A 17,750-nucleotide genomic window follows, 5' to 3' on the forward strand; every position below is an offset into this window, starting at 1 on the left:
TATAATTCGTAACACTTTTAACCCTTTTTAAAATATAAAAACCTAATCTTAAAGATTAGGTTTTGGTTCTAACACAGGAAGAATCAATTAGAATTTGAGCTTCATACCAGCAAAAAATTGTCTGCCAATAATGTCATAAGCTCTCGGCTCTGTATTGGTACCCGCCGCAGATCCGGTCACAGTCAAGCGTGGGATAATATCTGGCTGCTCATCAAATAGGTTGTTAGTACCAACATACACATTCAATGAATCGGTTACATTGTATGATGCTCTAACATCTAAGTAATAAACTGAGTCGAGGGTATTAATATCGTCTGATAATGTTTGGTTCACATCATTATTAACGTCATTTTGCGTTTCATCACGATAAGTGAGTTGAGCAAAAAGGCTAATATCATCAGTAAGACTATAAGTACTTTGTAAGGTGTAACGGAATTCAGGGTATAGAACTTCACCTTTATAATCTCGCTCTACACCTGCGGCACTGGTCGTTACATACTCGTCAAGGTATGAAGCTGATAAGCTTAAGTCGAACCCTTCATATGTATAATATGCTTCAATATCGACACCACTAGTTCTTACTTCACTTTCATTAATAGCTTGAGAGGTAATATTAAGAATTGGGCCATTTACTGCACGTACAACATTACCACCGCATGTTGGATCAAATTCACTTGGGTCAACGTCATAGCATCGACTGATTATCTCACCAGCACCAACATTTAAAATCGCGTCCTCAATTTCAATCGAATAATAATCAACAGATAACGAGAATGCTTCTACTGGCGTAAAGATGGCACCTAATGTATAGGTATCAGCGGTTTCTTCTTTAAGGTCCGTTGACCCTGTTTGCAAAAAGCGCTCATTCTGGCTTTCTGAGCCAACTAATGTAAATGCTCCGGTAGAATCAATGCGGTCTGAAATTGCGGCAATGCTGCGACAGTTTTCAGCAATATTTCCAGTGGTGCTTGCATCAACGCCATCACACACATCATGCCCACCTGTTGCACTGGCAGAGCCTGATGAATATAGATCATTCACGTTTGGTGCTCTAACCGCACTAGATACACTCGCTCTAAAACGAACGTAATCATTAACCGGTGCATCTAAACCAAGTCGATAAGTGGAAGTGCTGCCAATTGAAGAGTAGTCCCCTGCACGCAATGCTAAACTCACGCTTAACCAATCAGCAACTGGGACAAAAAGCTCTCCAAATGCTTCGTACGAATAAAAACTACCCTTTGTAGGGAATACCTGTAGGCGTCTGGTAATACCTGCTTGTCTAAAAGCGTCTGGAGTTTCAGCACCTTCTTCTCGGCGATATTCAATACCTGCTGCAAAACTTAGATTTTCATCATTTAAAGTAAATGGTAATTCACCCGATAATGCACTATTAACAACATACTGCTTGATTACGCCATTTTGACCGGTATCTACAGAGATGTAATCAACTGCTTCATCAGAAAAACCAACGATTCCTGCTTGGCCTAGCTCACTATCAACAGTACCAAATGGGTTAACTGGCACACAACCTTGCCATCTGTCTGTTACATCAGCGCATTGATAGCCACCATTTCCATCTTCTTCAATATTTAGTGCAGAACGAAGAGCAACTAAATTTACATCGCCAGTATTTTTTTGAACTTGTGTAGTCGTACCGTAAACTGCAGATGTACTCCACAGAAGACCACTGTCTAGCTCATAATCTAAGCTACCAGCTACACGGAAAGTTGTTCTTCTATTTTCAACACCAAGATTGTCAAACTCAGCAAGACGTCGAAATGTTTCTACTCGATCTAAAGAAGTACTGCCATCACCACTATTTAATAGATAAGGAAGCAACTGACTCTGCGCACTACTGCCATTAAAGAAAGGGCTATTCGCAACATCGATGCCTGTCGTACCGCCACGGTTAACGACAAAAACGTCGTTTACTACGCTTAAAGGTGCTGTCTCAATATTTGTTGATGAGTTAACTTCTGAGTAGTTTATTTCAAGATCTGCAAATAACTTATCAGAGATATCAAAAGTCATACCTGCAGCAGCAAACTGGCGTGTATATGGAGCAATTGCTTTACGATAATAAGTCTGGTTATAGAAATCACTCTCACCGTTAAGCTGACCATCTGAAGTAATTGTGGGTGCATTTTGGCTAAATGGATCACCGTTACCGAATATACTTAAATCACCAAACTTAAAAGCACCTTCATCAACATGCATTGGCCCATTACGAACATGCAATGTTTCTCTTAAACCATCGCCATCATCATCCAGTACATTGATACTATTTCGTGAGAAGTCACGGTCTCGAGCATTTAAGTTATCTTGATTCGCAAGTCCCAATGAAACCCAAGCATTGCCTCCATCAAAATTCTTACCATAAGTAAAATCTATATTTTGACGAGCAGCACCACCTGCATCTGAATCTGCTCCGAAAGCATTAATCTCTACGCCATCAAAGTTTTTCTTAGTAATGATATTCACCACACCAGCAATTGCATCTGAACCATAAATTGCAGATTGCCCACCAGTTAGAACATCAACACGTTCGATGATAGATGTAGGGATAGAGTTTAAATCAACACCATACCCATCACCAGCAGAGGTACCTGATACATAACGACGGCCATTAACCAATACAAGAGTACGTGCCGTACCTAAATTACGTAACGAAGTAGTACTAATACCTGAGCTACCGCCACCATCATGATTATTCGACGCATCATTTGTGCCTGCAGTGACAGAAGGTAATCGGCTTAGCGTATTTGAAATAGAAATTGCACCGATCCCTTCAATTGTTTCTTTACCTACCTCAACTACTGGAGATGAAGATGTAAAATTTACGCTACCTTTGAAAATATTTGAGCCTGTAACATTTATACGCTCAATACCTTTTTCAGCTTTAGCTTCCTCTGCAACAACCTGTTGACTCATCGCCGCAGCAATACATGTCGCAAGCGCTGACATGTGAAAAATACTTTTATTGTTATTCATGGTTTCCCTCTATGTGATCGTAAAAAAGTGACAACAGCTCAAATATCACCCAGTCAACCTATCATACCAGTATACCTTCAGCAATATTTTTGTTCACAAAAAAGTAATAACAAAATGATATAAACTTATTCGGAAATATCTAAATTATTGAATATTAATAAGAAGCTAAGTTAGAGTTGACTGAATTAAATCAGTTATTTTGTTCCAACAACGTAAATCTGATGTGAAACCAGGAAAAAAGTTAAAGTGGTCTTTGCCCTTCAATCTATCGATTAAGATATTTGAATTTTGCTCAATACTTGATAACTGATTAATACTCACTTCTTCATCTTCGGTGCCATGGAGGAAATGGTAGTTCACTTTAGAATCTAGCAGCTCTAATGGATTGCTATCCCTTAGCCTTGATGCAATTTGAAAGTTATTACCTGACAATAACTTTGTAACTTGCTCAGGTTGCCCCAAGTCTTCGGAGCGTCTCAAGTCCACCACTCCTGATATAGAAATCGCATGTTTTATTTTTAATGGATCATTATGATATAGAGGACTTTCCTTGTTAATATTCTTTCGTGAAGCACACCAAGTAGCCAAATGTCCCCCTGCTGAGTGACCAACAATAGTTATATTCTCAAGATCCAAATACTCACTTCTTTCGATCGTTTTTAAATAATCAACGGCCATTGCAACATCCAACAATGAAGTTGGCCAAGGCGCACTGTGATTATCACCAAAAGCATTCATTCTGCGATACTCAATATTCCAGACAGCTATATTTTTATCAGCAAAATACTCAACGATTCGTTTAGTCGCATAACTATCTAAACTATGGTTATCTTTCCAGTATCCACCGTGAATGACGATAAGAACTGGCACCATTTGTGTATTATCAGGACGATATAATTGGCAATATTGCTGTGAGTCTTCACCGTATTTGAAGATTTTCATGATTGTTTCTCTAATTAAACTTGTGTAAAAACCATACCACTGGTATAACAGCTATACCAACATAATAATTTAAATATTAATAAAATTTAAAAATGTACTTTTGAGTTTTCATTAAAAGTACTCATTCTGAGGGATTTACATGAAACTGATTGTTGGCGCTTATGCATCTGCACCTTCTAACAACACATGGAACAAAGAAGAAGAATCAAACTATTACGATGCTTTAAAAAGAAACGATGCAATCGATGGGCTGGAAATACCATTCACTTCTAAACTGCATTCCTTCGATGAGCAGTGGTATTTGAGCATGCTCAGTGCAAGATGGACATATGTTCTGACTTGTATTCCTGGAACAATGATGGCTCTCAATCAGGATGCGTCTTTTGGCCTAGCTTCAAATCAAGCTGCTGGACGAGAAAAGGCGATGCAATTTTACAAAGGCGCGGCTGAAGCAATTGCCACTATTAATAAGCAATTAAAGAAACAGGCTGTAACTCATGTATTAATTCATACTGCTCCATCTAATCCACAATATAGATGTGATAAAGCACTTGAAAAATCCTTATTAGAATTATGTTCATATGATTGGCATGGTGCCAAGTTACTAATTGAACATTGTGATGCATGGCAGCCAGAAAATCCTTTTGAAAAAGGCTTTATGGATTTAGAGTCTGAACTAGCAATTGTAAGTAAAGTTAATCAAGAGTCTAAATGTGGGATAGCTTTTTCTTTAAACTGGGGTCGATCAGCGATCGAGTTTCAAAGTAAGTTAGGAGCAATAGAGCATATAAAGGCCTGTAATGCGAAACAATTACTCAATGGGTTTATCTTTTCAGGGGCAAGTGCAAGCTCTGACATTTATGGAAAATGGCGTGATAGCCATATGCCACCCTCTTTGGAGTCCTTGGAAGACCCTACATTAGAAGACTCGGAATTAGATACTCAAGCAATAAAAGATTCTATTAACGAATTAAACTCAAGCTCGCTTGACTTCATTGGCTGTAAAATTTCCTTGTTACCTACATCTAGAGCTACAGAAGAAAAAATAAAGTGCATACATGACACTGTAGCTGTGATAAAAAATGTATTAGAAAATAGAATTTAAAAATAATTGTTTTGGTTAATTTGCTAATCTAAGACCCTTCGGTATGATAGGATGATAGCTTGATAGAGGATAGGTTAAAGACATGTCGTTAAAAGTAACACGCCCTGTAGAACGTAAGAAACTTTCAGAGACTGTTGAAGAAGAATTAGAACTCATGATCCGCCAGGGTGAGATAGCTGAAGGTGAAGCTCTTCCATCTGAACGAGATTTAATGGCGGCTTTCGGTGTCGGCAGACCATCAATTCGAGATGCACTCTCTGCATTAGCGAGAAAAGGCTTAGTTAAGATCAGCAGTGGTGAAAGAACCAGAGTAACTCGCCCTTCTGCTGATACTATCATCTCAGAGCTTTCAGGCATGTCTAAAGACTTTTTAGCACAGCCAAATGGTTTAAAGTATTTTGACCAGCTTCGCCGTTTCTTCGAATCAAGCTTAGTCAGACATGCAGCAGCCTATGCGACTCCAAGTCAAATAAAAGAACTGGAGGATGCACTAGAATTAAATGGCAAAGCAATTGAAAACGACAGCCAATTTAGAAAAACTGATATTTATTTCCACAGAGTTATCGCTTCTATACCTGGCAATCCGATTTTTCTTGCGGTGCATCAAGCTTTAGTTGATTGGTTGATCGATGCACGCCCAGACAGAGTTAATACTGCTGAATTGAATAAACGCAGCTACGATGACCATGTTGCTATTTTTGAATGTATAAAGAATGGCGATGTTGAAGGAGCTGATGCACAGCTTATGGCCCATATAGATTACGTTTTCGATAAGTACTACGGGTAATAACTCTCCATAAAGTTGAACAAGCAACATCCTAAAAGGCTATAAATTAGCCTTTTTTTGTGCCTGAAATTTAAATTAATGATGGATTTTTAGACTCACCACTGGTATAACAGGTATACAGGATAACAAAAAGAAGCTGTTATGAAAAAAATAATTATATTTATCATCGTATTATTCATGTATGTATCATCAACATCAGCTAATACACAATCAACTTGGCAACAAGACGCACAAGCTGTGGAGCCGGATATTATTAGCAACCCATTAGCTTTTCAGATATTTAATAATGAAAAGCAGCCAGAACTCGATGTTGACCCCTCATCTCTAATTTTACTTTACGGTGATAGTTACATAGTTATTAGTAGTAACAAAGCTGATAATTTAGTCACCAAGAAGGTATCTTTTAATCAAAATTCATCACAGCAAGAAATTGAAAAGCTTTCTGTTCTTCCTAATCACTTTGATAAGTTCCAAGCTACTATCTTAGAGAATAAGCTATATCTTGTTGGCTACCGAAAAAAATGGCTCTTTTATTCTTTAGATTTGCAAGAAGAGCAAGCCCAATGGCAATCTTTGCCGACACCTGTGTCACCAAATAGTGCTGTAAAAAACGTTTATTTAGCAGCTCAAAGTGACGGTGAAAAAATAGCGATATATAGCATTAGCCAGCTAAGCTCGCCGACGAAAAAAATAAAAGTTAGCCAATTTTTATCAAAAGAAAGTGGATGGAAATCTATAGCACCAGCTAATCAAATAGCTGTATTAGACCCAATTTCATTTAGCTCTGCTTTTGCACAATCACACATCTTAGTAATGACTCAATCAGCACAGGTAATTGGGTTTAATACTGTAACAAAGGCATGGAGTGAATATCATGAAGCAAGCCCTTACCTTAGAACTATTCAAGCAAAGTTAGTTGGCACAGAACTAGTAGCTTCATTCAACAATAGTGAAAGCGGTTCTGATTCAATTGCAAGATTACAGCTTAAAAACACAAATAAAGACTTTGGTTTAGTTAACATGTTAGTGCTAGTCGTTTATTTGCTAGCTGTTGTAGCTGTCGGTTTGTTCTTTATGTTCAAAAATAAAAATACAGATGACTACTTCCGAGGTGGTCAGTCTATTCCTTGGTGGGCAGCGGCCTGTTCAATATATGCAACAATGCTAAGTTCCCTTACTTATATTGCATTACCTGCTGTCGTTTATCGCTCCGACTGGGTGTTATTACTAGGTATTTGGATGATCATTGCTGTTGCTCCTATTGCAGTTTACGTTGCGATTCCATTTTTCCGACAACTAGATGCAACAAGTGCTTATGAATACTTATCAAAAAGATTCAATCTACCCGTGAGATTATTTGCGAGCGGATTATTTACGTTATTCCATGTTGGAAGGATGGGTATTGTAATGGCGCTTACTGCACTTGCATTATCCGCAGTTACTCCACTTAGCGCGGCCGAAAGTGTTCTTATTATGGGAGTCTTGTGCTTACTTTATTGTACTTTAGGCGGTGTTGAAGCCGTTATTTGGACAGATACAGTACAAACTATCGTATTGCTAATAGGTGCTTTTGCTTGCTTTGCAATCATCATAATGGGATTAGATGGTGGATTTACTCACTTTATCGAAATAGGCATTGCCGATAATAAATTCACATTTGCAAATGTTGATTTTAGCCTTAATAGCATAACAACGTTATCAATTTGGGTCATAGTAATCGGCGGCATTGGCCAAAATATTTCTAGCTATACAGCGGATCAAGCAGTAGTGCAACGATACATGGTAACCGAATCTTCAAATGCAGCTACTAAATCTATTTGGGCAAATGCATGGCTTGCAGCACCCGGCGCACTACTCTTCTTTTGTATTGGTACTGGATTGTATGTGTTCTATCAACAACACCCAGAAAAGCTTGATCCAAGCCTGCAAATCGACCAAATCTTCCCGGCATTTATTTCAAATGAGCTACCAATCGGAGTAGCAGGTTTAATAATCGCAGGTATTTTTGCCGCAGCTCAGTCAACTGTATCTACCAGTATGAATTCAATTGCAACAACTGTTGTGACTGACTTCGTACGTCCGTTTCAGTTAGTCAAAAATGAAAAGTCATACATGAAAGTAGCTAGAGCATTAACATTTTTATCTGGCTTACTTGGAACACTCGTCGGTCTTATCTTCATCGACCCTGAGATTCGTTCATTAATGGAGGCTTACTTCAAAGTGATAGGTATGTTCATGGGGGCATTAGGCGGAATATTTGTACTAGGGGCATTAACTAAAAGAGCAAACTCTTTAGGTGCAATTGTAGGCCTCACAAGTGGTGTACTCGTCATGATATCGGCTTGGCAATTTGGTTGGGCTAACGGTTACCTATACGGAACAATCGGTATTTTGACTTGTTTAATTATTGGTTACGTAGTCAGCCTTATCAGCCCTAAGCACCAGAAAGATTTAAATGGCTTAACTCTATTTACGATGAACAAATAGCAAGGTAGAAAATCATGTCAAAGAACCTACAACTCGAGGCCGAACTCTTAACTTCTCTTAAGGGAAGCTTAATTGCCTCATGCCAACCAGTCGATAATGGTCCAATGGATAAGGTTGAACATATTGTAGCAATGGCACTAGCAGCTGTTGCAGGTGGAGCTAAAGGACTAAGAATTGAAGGTGTTGAAAATGTAAGAGCGGTTGCTTCAATAACCAAGGTTCCAATTGTTGGTATTGTGAAACGTGATTTAAACGATTCGCCTATACGCATTACACCGTATGTTGAAGATGTCATTGCGCTAGCTAAAGCAGGAGCAAAAATAATCGCTTTTGATGGCACTGATAGAGCACGCCCTGTTGATTGCTTAACCCTACTCGCAACTATTCATGAACAGGGGTGTATAGCAATGGCTGACTGTGCGGATTATAAAATGGGCCGCTTACTTTTCAATGCAGGGTGTACCTTCATAGGTAGCACAATGTCTGGCTACCTAGATTTATCAAATACGCCTAACGAGCCGGACTATAAGCTCGTCAGTGATCTTGCAGAAGTCGGGGTGCCTGTAATAGCTGAAGGTAGATATAACACACCTGAGAGAGCTGCAATTGGTATGCAAATGGGTGCACATTGCGTCACTGTAGGATCTGCAATTACACGTATTGAGCACATAACCAATTGGTTTGTTGATAGCATTGAAAGCCAAGCAAGAGCGTAGCAAATATGGATATATCAATTGATGTTGGTGGAACAAAAATCGCGTGTGCTCTTATAGAGGAAAACCAAATTCTAAAGAGTAAAAAAGTCGATTCGATAATTCATCAAAACCTTGAATCTCTACCTAATTATCTATTTGATTTAATTAAAGATTGGTTACCAAAATCAAGTAGCGTGAACGTTGCCTGCACAGGGCAAGTTAGTCAAGATTCAGTAAGTTTTCTCTCTGCTGGCAAAAAGTTACCACTGAAATCCCGTTTAGAAGAGTTAACCAATTTGCCCGTCACTATTATTAATGATGCTGCAGCTGCAGCTTGGGCTGAATACGAGTTAAACCAGAACTTAAGTAAACAAGATTTTGTATACATTACTGTGTCCACAGGTGTAGGTGCAGGCATTGTCTGTAATGGCAACTTAATAACTTGCCAAGATGGGTTTTGTGCTCATCTAGGTCATACAACAGTCCCCGTTAAAAATAATAACGTTTATCCATGCCACTGCGGGCGAAGTAACTGTGTAGAAGCAATAGCATCAGGAACAGCCATCGCTAAACATGCCTCCTCAGTATTAGGTGAAATTATCGATTGTAAAACTGCATTTGACTACTCTTCGCAGCTAAGAGCTGTCAATGAAGTAATCAATCAAGCAGCTGATGCAATTTCAGAACTGATCTTCAATATGAAAGCTACACTCGGTAATCAGCATGTGGTGCTTGGTGGCAGTGTAGGTAACTCAGAACTCTTTTTTGAAATGGTAAATGAAAGAATCAAAAGAGCTTCAAGTTTATATCAAGTAACTCTCATTAAACCCGTTACAGGCGCGAACGCGGATATGCTTGGTGTTCACTATTACGCGCAAAAGCTGAAAGGAGTTGAACTATGCAAGTCTTAATTTTTGATAATAAACAGAAGGTTGCTTTTTTTGCAGCTCAACTTTTTAAAGAGTTACTTCAACTAAAACCTGCAGCAACGTTAGGACTAGCAACAGGTAGTACGCCAATTGAACTTTATAAAGAATTAGTAAAACTTTATGAGAAACAGGAGATCAGTTTTTCCAAAGCTGCCAGTTTTAATTTAGATGAATATTATGATATCGATGAAGGTAATAGAAACAGTTATCGCTATTTCATGAACTCCATGTTATTTGAAAAAATCGATATAAATTTGAAAAACACATACCTACCAACTTGTAATCAATATCAAAACCCTAGCCAGAAAGGTAAACATTACGAAGCGCTAATCCAAGAGTCTGGGGGAATTGATTTACAGCTACTTGGTATTGGCGCTAATGGCCATATTGGATTCAATGAGCCAACATCAAGTTTAGCATCGCGTACTCGAATAAAATCCCTAACTCCTCAAACAATTCAAGATAATAGCCGCCTTTTTGAGAAAGGTGAAAGCCAACCACAGTTAGCAATGACTATGGGAATTGCTACTATCTTAGATGCAAAATATATCGTGTTGTTAGCGACAGGCGAAGCAAAAGCAAGAGCCGTATCAGACATGGTTAATGGCCCATTATCTGCAAACTGCCCTGCGTCAGCACTGCAAATGCACCCAAATACAATTGTTCTTTTAGATGAAGCAGCTGCGAGTCAACTAGATAATAAAGAATATCTTCAATGGGTCGCTAACCAAAATGAATCCATCGTAAAGAAACATGGTTACTTTAAGGATTTATAAAAAACAGAATTATACTTGTTGTCATGCTTGCTCTTGATGAGTTAATCCTGTCCTCTTCTTGAGTAAGCATTTTTATCTATCGTTGATAGTATGTATTTAATTACTACTTAGTCGAGTAAATTTTTAGCTCAGTCTAAATGCTTTCCCCACTCTTCTTTCACCTTACATTCTTAAAATATGAAACCAACGTTTATTAAATAAAAATCTTTATCTATTACCTCTAAAGCATCTGTTTTATCAATCAAATAGATTTAATTTATTAGTTAGAGAGTTAAGGCGTAACTTGATAATTTCAATTCTAATTTCTCCAACTATAAATGAGGTCACATGTCTATCCGTAACATTTTACTTGGTCTATTTTTCACAGGGTTCATTTCAGCTGCTCATGCACAAGACAATTGTACTGTCGATATAGAAGCTACTAACAATATGACATTTTCTAAGGACGAAATAACCGTACCTGCAACATGCTCAGCAATCACTGTTAATTTAAAAAACACTGGGGAATTACCCGCAGCTTTAATGGGACATAATTTGGTTATCTCCAAAAAAGAGGATTTAATAGGGTTAACGAATGACAGCTTTGAAGCTGGTTTTAAGAATAATTATGTAAAGCCAAATGACTCGAGAGCAATTGTGGTTTCGAAGGTTATTGGTGGAGGTGAGTCTACTTCAGTGACATTTAAAACCGATTTGTTCAATAAAGAAGATGAATATGTCTTTTTCTGCGCATCACCTGGTCATTGGTCAATAATGCAAGGGAAATTCAAATTAGTACAATAATGATTCTATGACTAAGCCACACTTAAGTGCCTTCATATCTAATTATTTAAAGTATCCACTATATCTAAAATTATCACTGTATTAAGTGAACTAATAAATTGAAAAAGGAGTAGCACGCTACTCCTTCATTGCCCTCAAGCCTCGCCTTACATTATCGTTGGCAATACGCTTTTGCATTACCACAATGGAAAAGTATATTTGCGTACAATTCCCTCACAAGTATTATCAGAGTGAACTCTGACTACCCAGACATTGAGTAGTGAGCCGGCAAATAACGGCTCGTGGCGTATTTCGTGAGTTATGATTAGGCCGCTATTTTTAAATGCAAAAATAGCTTTCTTTATCCTATGAATGCGTTTGTTTGATTTGCGATATGGTCTCTTTTATAGAGTTTCGAGTACGCTCATTATTAATCTCTGGCTCGAACTCACGCTCAATTTTTTCCTTAAAGTCATCATCGAAGTCATTCTCTAATTCCGTATCGAATAGATCATCAAAGCGCTCAGGGTTTTCGTTGCAAGGTTGGTCATCGTAATCCGAATAATCAAAGGTGTCCTCCTGAATATCTTCGAGCAGAAAAACCATCATTTTATAAAACAACACTTTTACACCACGATAGTTCAGTTGCTTATTGACATAAACATCAGGCTCGACAATTGACCAAAGCCCCTCAAAATCAGGGTTCTCTTTGTTTAACATTAAATGATTAATTTTATGGTCGTTTTTGAGAATGATACTGCGGATTGAGTCAACTAAAGTTAGAAGATCCTGCGTTGATATATATCTAAACATAGATATGCTCCTTTATTTTTGTATGGGTTTTAAGCCGCAGTTACGGCTTTTAACTAAAAAGGAACGAGGAAGGGGAAATATTAAGAAAGCGAACCCAAGGGTTCGCCAGTTTTAACTTTTTTCGATGATTTCTAACCAGCTATCTTCAGCGTGACTGAAGAAAGTTGTTGGTTCAATTAAAAATATCGCTTCGAACTCTGCTGAAAATAAATGACAGAATTCTTTTATTTGCTCAATATACAGAAGCAAAAAAGCATACATTTCTACACCATCTAAATAGCGCCCTGAAAAATCAGGATTATCATCAAAAAGCTGCTTTGAGATGCTTATACCCAATACACTGCCTACCCTATCTCTGTGCATATAAATGTAATGGCTAAAACTAAGCTCGATTGAGTCACTTGTAGACGCTTCGTCAACATCTGCTAAAAGTAGAATTGTTGAATTGTCATCCCAAGGTGATTTACTCGCGCGTTGATACTCTCTGATGAATTGTGATTTTGATGTACTCATGAGTTTCCTAGTTAGTGTTTTACCTAACACTAACTAGGCTTATGTGATGGTAACGAATAGTAAGTAACAGAGGTAAGTTTCATCTCTGTGTTACGCATTTATCATTCTGTGTTACGAACTAATAGCGCTGTGTTACGTCGTAATTGAAGTGAAAATCAAGGAGGGAAAGCGTGTGAAAAAATGCATAAAATTGATAAAAAAGTCGATTTAGTTAATACAATTTGCTTTTCCATCAAACTTAGTTAATACTTAGCTTTGTTGTTGATTAGTCAAAAATCACCAACACAAAAAAGAACACAGCAAAATTCAACTATTTGTTTTTCCTCATTAAATTCTGGCACCTAGTACTTATCACAGTTAATACATTTGTTATTGATGAGTAATGCCATGACACACCTTTAAGCACGATGATGGAGTATTGCTTTTAAAAGCTAATCTAGATTCAAAAAGCAGCGAAAATTGCAGCCGCGTAATATAGATTGCTACGAATGAAGTTTCTTTGATCTAGATCAAGTTTAAAAGTAGTTAAGATCCTTCGAGAGCGATATTTCAGTAGTAATGCAGTGAGATTATCTACCGAACCAAGCTATGTGATGAGATAAGTGAGGGGTTTTATGGTGACTAGATGAGTTTTCGGTATGGGCAGAGTCTTAAGGGCATAGCTCGTTTATGGACAAAAGTGCGATAGAGGATTTAATCGTATCGCTCCGCAAGCCTGTTGTAGGCGCGAAGTGGCTAAAATTTATAAATTTTAGCCAGGTAATGAAAATAAGTATTTAGCGGCTTGTTATGTATTTTTTTTAAAAGAATACTCTTCTATTTCACTTACAGAGCGTAGGGTAATCTCTGGGAAGTCCACACAAATACGCAGGCTATAATACGAAAGGGAGCGAAGGGAGCCTGCGTGTTTTTGTCCCAACGAGCACTAATGAGTGACCGAGACGGTCATTTATCAACCATTCACTCAGCACTACCTCTAAAGGTTTTTGGAATATAGCGAAGTAATTGTTCAGAACTTTGAATAGTTAAACGCTGCTTTGGGAACTCATGTAGTTGAATATTTAAGTACTCAGTTTTTGAAACCGGTTTAGCCATACACTTGAGAAAGCTCGGAGTATTTTCTGAAAATAAACCACTTTGTAATGTAACAGCCGAGATTTCTTGCCAGGGAATAAACAGGTTTTTATGACCAAACTTAAAGGGAAAAAGCACTCTTAAATAAAGCCCCCTGTTATTTGCTGCAACCTTTAAGATTCCGTTATGTCGTATTTTACCAATATACCCACTTCCAATTCGGAAGCTTTCTTCTAAATCACAGTCATTATTTTTTCTGTATCTTTTAGCTAAGTTTTGCCAACCACTTTCTTTTCCTAGTCCATAACAAACTCCAAACCAACCAACTACAAAAACAACATAAAACCAGTTTGAAGTGAGAAAAGACGATAAAACTGCCTGAAAGTAGATCACATACTCTTGAGCTAAAGGAGGTATTTCACCTCCACTTCCAACGTAGATAAATAGAACAAAAAATGAAAGGAAAGAAATAGTCCAAATCAACCCAATAAACTTAAAAACAAACTTCATACTTTCCTTTTGCCCCAATCAGCTTCCGGGCGACATAATTTTTTTATATACGTGTTTATTACAACCTATCAAATTTCATTACTCTGTAAAACTCACCAGAATTAGAGCATTTATAGTTGCTACCATTTAAACCTCCGCCTTTGACCTTAACGAGAGTTTTGTCTTCGAAATAACACGTATTCATAGTGGACGTGAATATAGCCTCACCTCTGAAATGATTAAACCCGCCATAAATGGGGGCACCATTTTCAGTCATCTGTGATATTGCAGTTACAAACTTTAATTTTCGAGACAAGTGCAGAAATCTTCCATAAGTATCAACGCTCCGATAAGGGGCTAAAAATTGTTTGCTAAATGTTGAGGAGCCAAAACAGCAAACTGTTTTTTTGTCCTTGTTTATTAGATTGTTAGGGCTACTTTTACCCAAATGGTGATTTAAAGCAACCACGTTTATACTCTTGAATTATAATACGGAACGAAGCTGCTTGTTTGTTCTACCGAACGAAGTGAGTGAGATTTGAACTTCACCTAAACTACCGTATAAGAAAGAGTAACTGGTGAACCAATATAAACAGAAGCCTTTGCAATAAGGCTTGGTAACTTTAAGATCCTAGAGTCATATTCAGTAGCAAACGAAATGAAGATATCTGTATTTTCTATTTTTATATTATTTGATGTCACAAAACTTGTTATCGATACCAGAGAAGATTGAGTCAGAGGAATACATACAACATAACCACCTAGCTTTTTGTTTGGTCTACAAGATGAGACTTTAAGGCTTAATTTAGCTTCGCTTACTAACTCTTCTGAAAGAGCCAAGAATCTGAAGCTGATATTAAGTTCAATGCCTGCGTCCATTTGGTCTGTCCCTAGATGCATAATAATTTGATAGTGCGAGCTACATATTTTTCTGCTTATTCGGAATACGAAAAGGCTATAGCAATATGCAGCTTTAATTTGTTATGCAACTTCCAACCACAAATCAATATTGAATTCCTTTAGGTGTTTTTTAATTGCACCTATTAGATTAATAATTTCTTGTTCAGGCATTACTTGGGCTTTGATATAAATATCGCTATTACCCTGACCATACTTGGATATCCACTCATCGGAGAAGATGGTATCCGTATAACTTTGAATCTTAGTTTTCAGAAGTTGTTCGTGATACTCACAATCCCTTAGTGCACTTGACAATACAATAACCAAATCGACACCACCATCTTTTCTTTCTCCAACGATATCGATTTTATCTAAGTTCTCAATAGGGTCATCCATGTTCAGATTCCTTAAGTTACGTGATATTTAAGTCTTTGTGACATGCGGTTTGTCAGGCAAGAGCAAAGCAACTGGTTTTGTCAGCGCTTTTGATTTGCCTTGCTATATGCAAGTGACACAAATTTCAATATGTCATCTAGCAATATTAGTATTGCAAAGCTAATGATTAAAACAATTAAATAGTACAAATTATAAGGTGACCAACTAGCAAGTAGTGTGGCTTTATCACTATCTGATAAACAAGACTCTAAAATGCCATTTAAGCAGCGTTTTTGAGCTAAAATGAACTGCTCACTACTTCTATATGACATTCCAAACATAGTACTTGTGTAGCCTAATATGCCAAACAAGAGTCCTTTCAAAATCCTTTCATACATTTATTAGACACCCTAAACTTTCATGTGAATATAATTTTATAGTGTTCTTCCCCTGAACAACTACTCCTTTATTCGATAACCCTTTACTAAAGATTCGTTTTAAATTGACTGACGGCCTCAACCACTTCTTTAGCACCTTTTTGAATATCATCGATTACACTTCCTGCGCTATTAGATAACTCTAATGCATCTTTTGCTTCTACTAGACTAGATTCAATTTGAGTTACCGCATCTTGTGTTAGTACTTTATTTTCAGTCACGACACCTATTATCTGCTCAGTAGCGGCACTCGTTCTTGAAGCAAGCTGCCTTACTTCATCAGCCACAACAGAAAAACCGCGTCCTTGCTCTCCAGCTCTTGCAGCTTCTATTGCAGCATTGAGAGCAAGAAGATTAGTTTGGTCTGCAATACCTTTAATACTATCGACCAAGTCAGCTACTTTAGCTGACTGTACATCTAATTTATTGATACCTTCACTGGCTGTTTCGAGTTTCTTAGAGAGGGCTTTCATCGTTGATATTGTTTGCTTAACAACTTCTAAACCGTTTTCTGCATCTGCGTCTGTTTGCTTTGAAATATCGTAAGCAATCTCTGCAGTCTGTGAGATTGCTTGCTCTCTTTTCATTTGTTCTGTAATGACAGTCGCGAACTTAGCAACTTTATATAAATCACCATTGTCGTCATGAATTGGGTTATATGAGGCTTCAAGCCATACCTCATTACCGTGGCTATCAATCCTTTTAAAACGATCTGAAATAAAGCGCCCTTGCTTCAGCTCAGACCAAAACTGTTTATAAGCACTCGATTCAACTTCATGTGGATCACAAAACATACTGTGGTGCTTTCCTAGTATTTGATCTTGAGAGTACCCCATGGCTTTCAAAAAGTTATCGTTAGCATTGAGTATTATGCCATCCAGGCTAAATTCAATCACAGCAGAAGAGCGACTGAGGGCAGTAAGCATATCTTCTTTCTCTCTTGATTGAGATATGGTTCTTGTCAGTTCAGCTGAATACACGGCAAGTTCGCCATTTATTGGTTGTAAAATGCTCCTGAGCCACAGTTCACGACCTGTATTAGTTTGTAATTGTAAGGCGCCGTGCCAATGGTTTAACTTATTTATTGCCGAGAGTAATTTTTGTGTGTGGGGTTTATTAATTGATTTTTTTAGGAGCAAATCATTTAAGTTTTTACCAATTAGATCATTCGCTTGAAGGTCTAGCGCTGCTGCAAATCGCTCATTTACTTCAATGATGGTGCTATTTTTGTTCAGTAGAAAATACAACATCTCTTCTTTGAGCTCATGCTTTATGTTTTCGTATTCAGCAGCCTGCTCTTTTAAATAAATATTTTCGGATAACAGTTTGCGATTAGTAAACCACATTAGGTATGTTCCTTTGGATTATGAACTCAAGATTTGACTAATTTTTATCATCATACAAATATAGTTGGTTATTAATAGTACATTAAGATGAATGGGTACAAAGAGAAGTTAGAAACCATGTAAGTTAACTCTAAGCTCCAAACATAGTTTACAAAGAGCTTACTTACTGCTCGAGGATTATAAAAGATCACTTTTTCTAGTTCAGAGCCTTACATTATCGTTTGCAATACGCTTTCGCATTACCACAATAGAAAAGTATATTTGCGTACAACTCCCTCTCTTGTATTTTCAGTGTGAACTCTGTCTCTAGAGTAAAAAACCACCAC

15 protein-coding genes are annotated in these 17,750 nt (G+C 37.6%); 7 read left to right on the forward strand and 8 right to left on the reverse strand.

The window, feature by feature from the left end:
* Positions 1-87: 87 nt before the first annotated feature.
* Positions 88-2,994 carry a TonB-dependent receptor domain-containing protein gene (locus AOG26_RS11370; RefSeq protein ID WP_054562593.1) on the reverse strand — a complete coding sequence of 969 codons (2,907 nt, stop codon included), beginning with the start codon at positions 2,992-2,994 and terminating at the stop codon, positions 88-90.
* Between the two features lie 165 nt (positions 2,995-3,159).
* Entirely contained in the window at positions 3,160-3,936 is a 777-nt protein-coding gene (locus AOG26_RS11375; protein WP_054562594.1) for an alpha/beta hydrolase, read from the reverse strand.
* Positions 3,937-4,075: 139 nt separating this feature from the next.
* On the opposite strand from AOG26_RS11375, the gene AOG26_RS11380 reads away from it, so the two are divergent.
* From AOG26_RS11380 to azu, 7 genes are all read left to right on the forward strand, one after another.
* A complete protein-coding gene (locus tag AOG26_RS11380) occupies positions 4,076-5,041 on the forward strand; it encodes a DUF4862 family protein (RefSeq protein WP_054562595.1) in 966 nt (321 codons plus the stop codon).
* A gap of 82 nt (positions 5,042-5,123) precedes the next feature.
* Positions 5,124-5,828 (forward strand): transcriptional regulator NanR, encoded by a 705-nt coding sequence (locus AOG26_RS11385; RefSeq protein WP_054562596.1) that lies wholly within the window; start codon positions 5,124-5,126, stop codon positions 5,826-5,828.
* A gap of 141 nt (positions 5,829-5,969) precedes the next feature.
* The gene (locus tag AOG26_RS11390; RefSeq protein WP_082401614.1) at positions 5,970-8,315 is read left to right on the forward strand and encodes a sodium:solute symporter; all 2,346 of its coding nucleotides are present in this window, start codon (positions 5,970-5,972) and stop codon (positions 8,313-8,315) included.
* A 14-nt stretch (positions 8,316-8,329) separates the two neighbouring features.
* Complete coding sequence (locus AOG26_RS11395) at positions 8,330-9,031, forward strand: N-acetylmannosamine-6-phosphate 2-epimerase (RefSeq protein WP_054562597.1); 702 nt, start codon at positions 8,330-8,332, stop codon at positions 9,029-9,031.
* Between the two features lie 5 nt (positions 9,032-9,036).
* Complete coding sequence (locus AOG26_RS11400) at positions 9,037-9,921, forward strand: ROK family protein (protein ID WP_054562598.1); 885 nt, start codon at positions 9,037-9,039, stop codon at positions 9,919-9,921.
* On the forward strand, positions 9,909-10,715 hold the full coding sequence (nagB, locus tag AOG26_RS11405; RefSeq protein WP_054562599.1) for a glucosamine-6-phosphate deaminase: 807 nt from the start codon (positions 9,909-9,911) through the stop codon (positions 10,713-10,715). Before AOG26_RS11400 ends, nagB begins: the two co-directional genes overlap by 13 nt.
* Before the next feature lie 327 nt (positions 10,716-11,042).
* A complete protein-coding gene (gene azu, locus AOG26_RS11410; protein WP_054562600.1) occupies positions 11,043-11,498 on the forward strand; it encodes an azurin in 456 nt (151 codons plus the stop codon).
* Between the two features lie 345 nt (positions 11,499-11,843).
* On the opposite strand, the gene AOG26_RS11415 is transcribed toward azu, so the two are convergent.
* From AOG26_RS11415 to AOG26_RS11450, 6 genes are all read right to left on the reverse strand, one after another.
* Positions 11,844-12,290 (reverse strand): hypothetical protein, encoded by a 447-nt coding sequence (locus AOG26_RS11415; RefSeq protein WP_054562601.1) that lies wholly within the window; start codon positions 12,288-12,290, stop codon positions 11,844-11,846.
* 111 nt (positions 12,291-12,401) lie between these two features.
* A complete protein-coding gene (locus AOG26_RS11420; protein ID WP_054562602.1) occupies positions 12,402-12,803 on the reverse strand; it encodes a hypothetical protein in 402 nt (133 codons plus the stop codon).
* Positions 12,804-13,763: 960 nt separating this feature from the next.
* Positions 13,764-14,387, reverse strand: coding sequence for a hypothetical protein (locus AOG26_RS11425; RefSeq protein ID WP_054562603.1), 624 nt, complete (start codon positions 14,385-14,387; stop codon positions 13,764-13,766).
* A 528-nt stretch (positions 14,388-14,915) separates the two neighbouring features.
* Positions 14,916-15,245 (reverse strand): hypothetical protein, encoded by a 330-nt coding sequence (locus AOG26_RS11435; RefSeq protein WP_152966961.1) that lies wholly within the window; start codon positions 15,243-15,245, stop codon positions 14,916-14,918.
* Positions 15,246-15,347: 102 nt separating this feature from the next.
* Positions 15,348-15,662 (reverse strand): DUF6572 domain-containing protein, encoded by a 315-nt coding sequence (locus tag AOG26_RS11440; protein ID WP_054562606.1) that lies wholly within the window; start codon positions 15,660-15,662, stop codon positions 15,348-15,350.
* A gap of 463 nt (positions 15,663-16,125) precedes the next feature.
* Positions 16,126-17,424, reverse strand: coding sequence for a PAS domain-containing methyl-accepting chemotaxis protein (locus tag AOG26_RS11450; protein ID WP_054562608.1), 1,299 nt, complete (start codon positions 17,422-17,424; stop codon positions 16,126-16,128).
* Positions 17,425-17,750: the final 326 nt, after the last annotated feature.

It is taken from the genome of Pseudoalteromonas sp. UCD-33C, assembly GCF_001306895.1.
GTDB lineage: Bacteria > Pseudomonadota > Gammaproteobacteria > Enterobacterales > Alteromonadaceae > Pseudoalteromonas.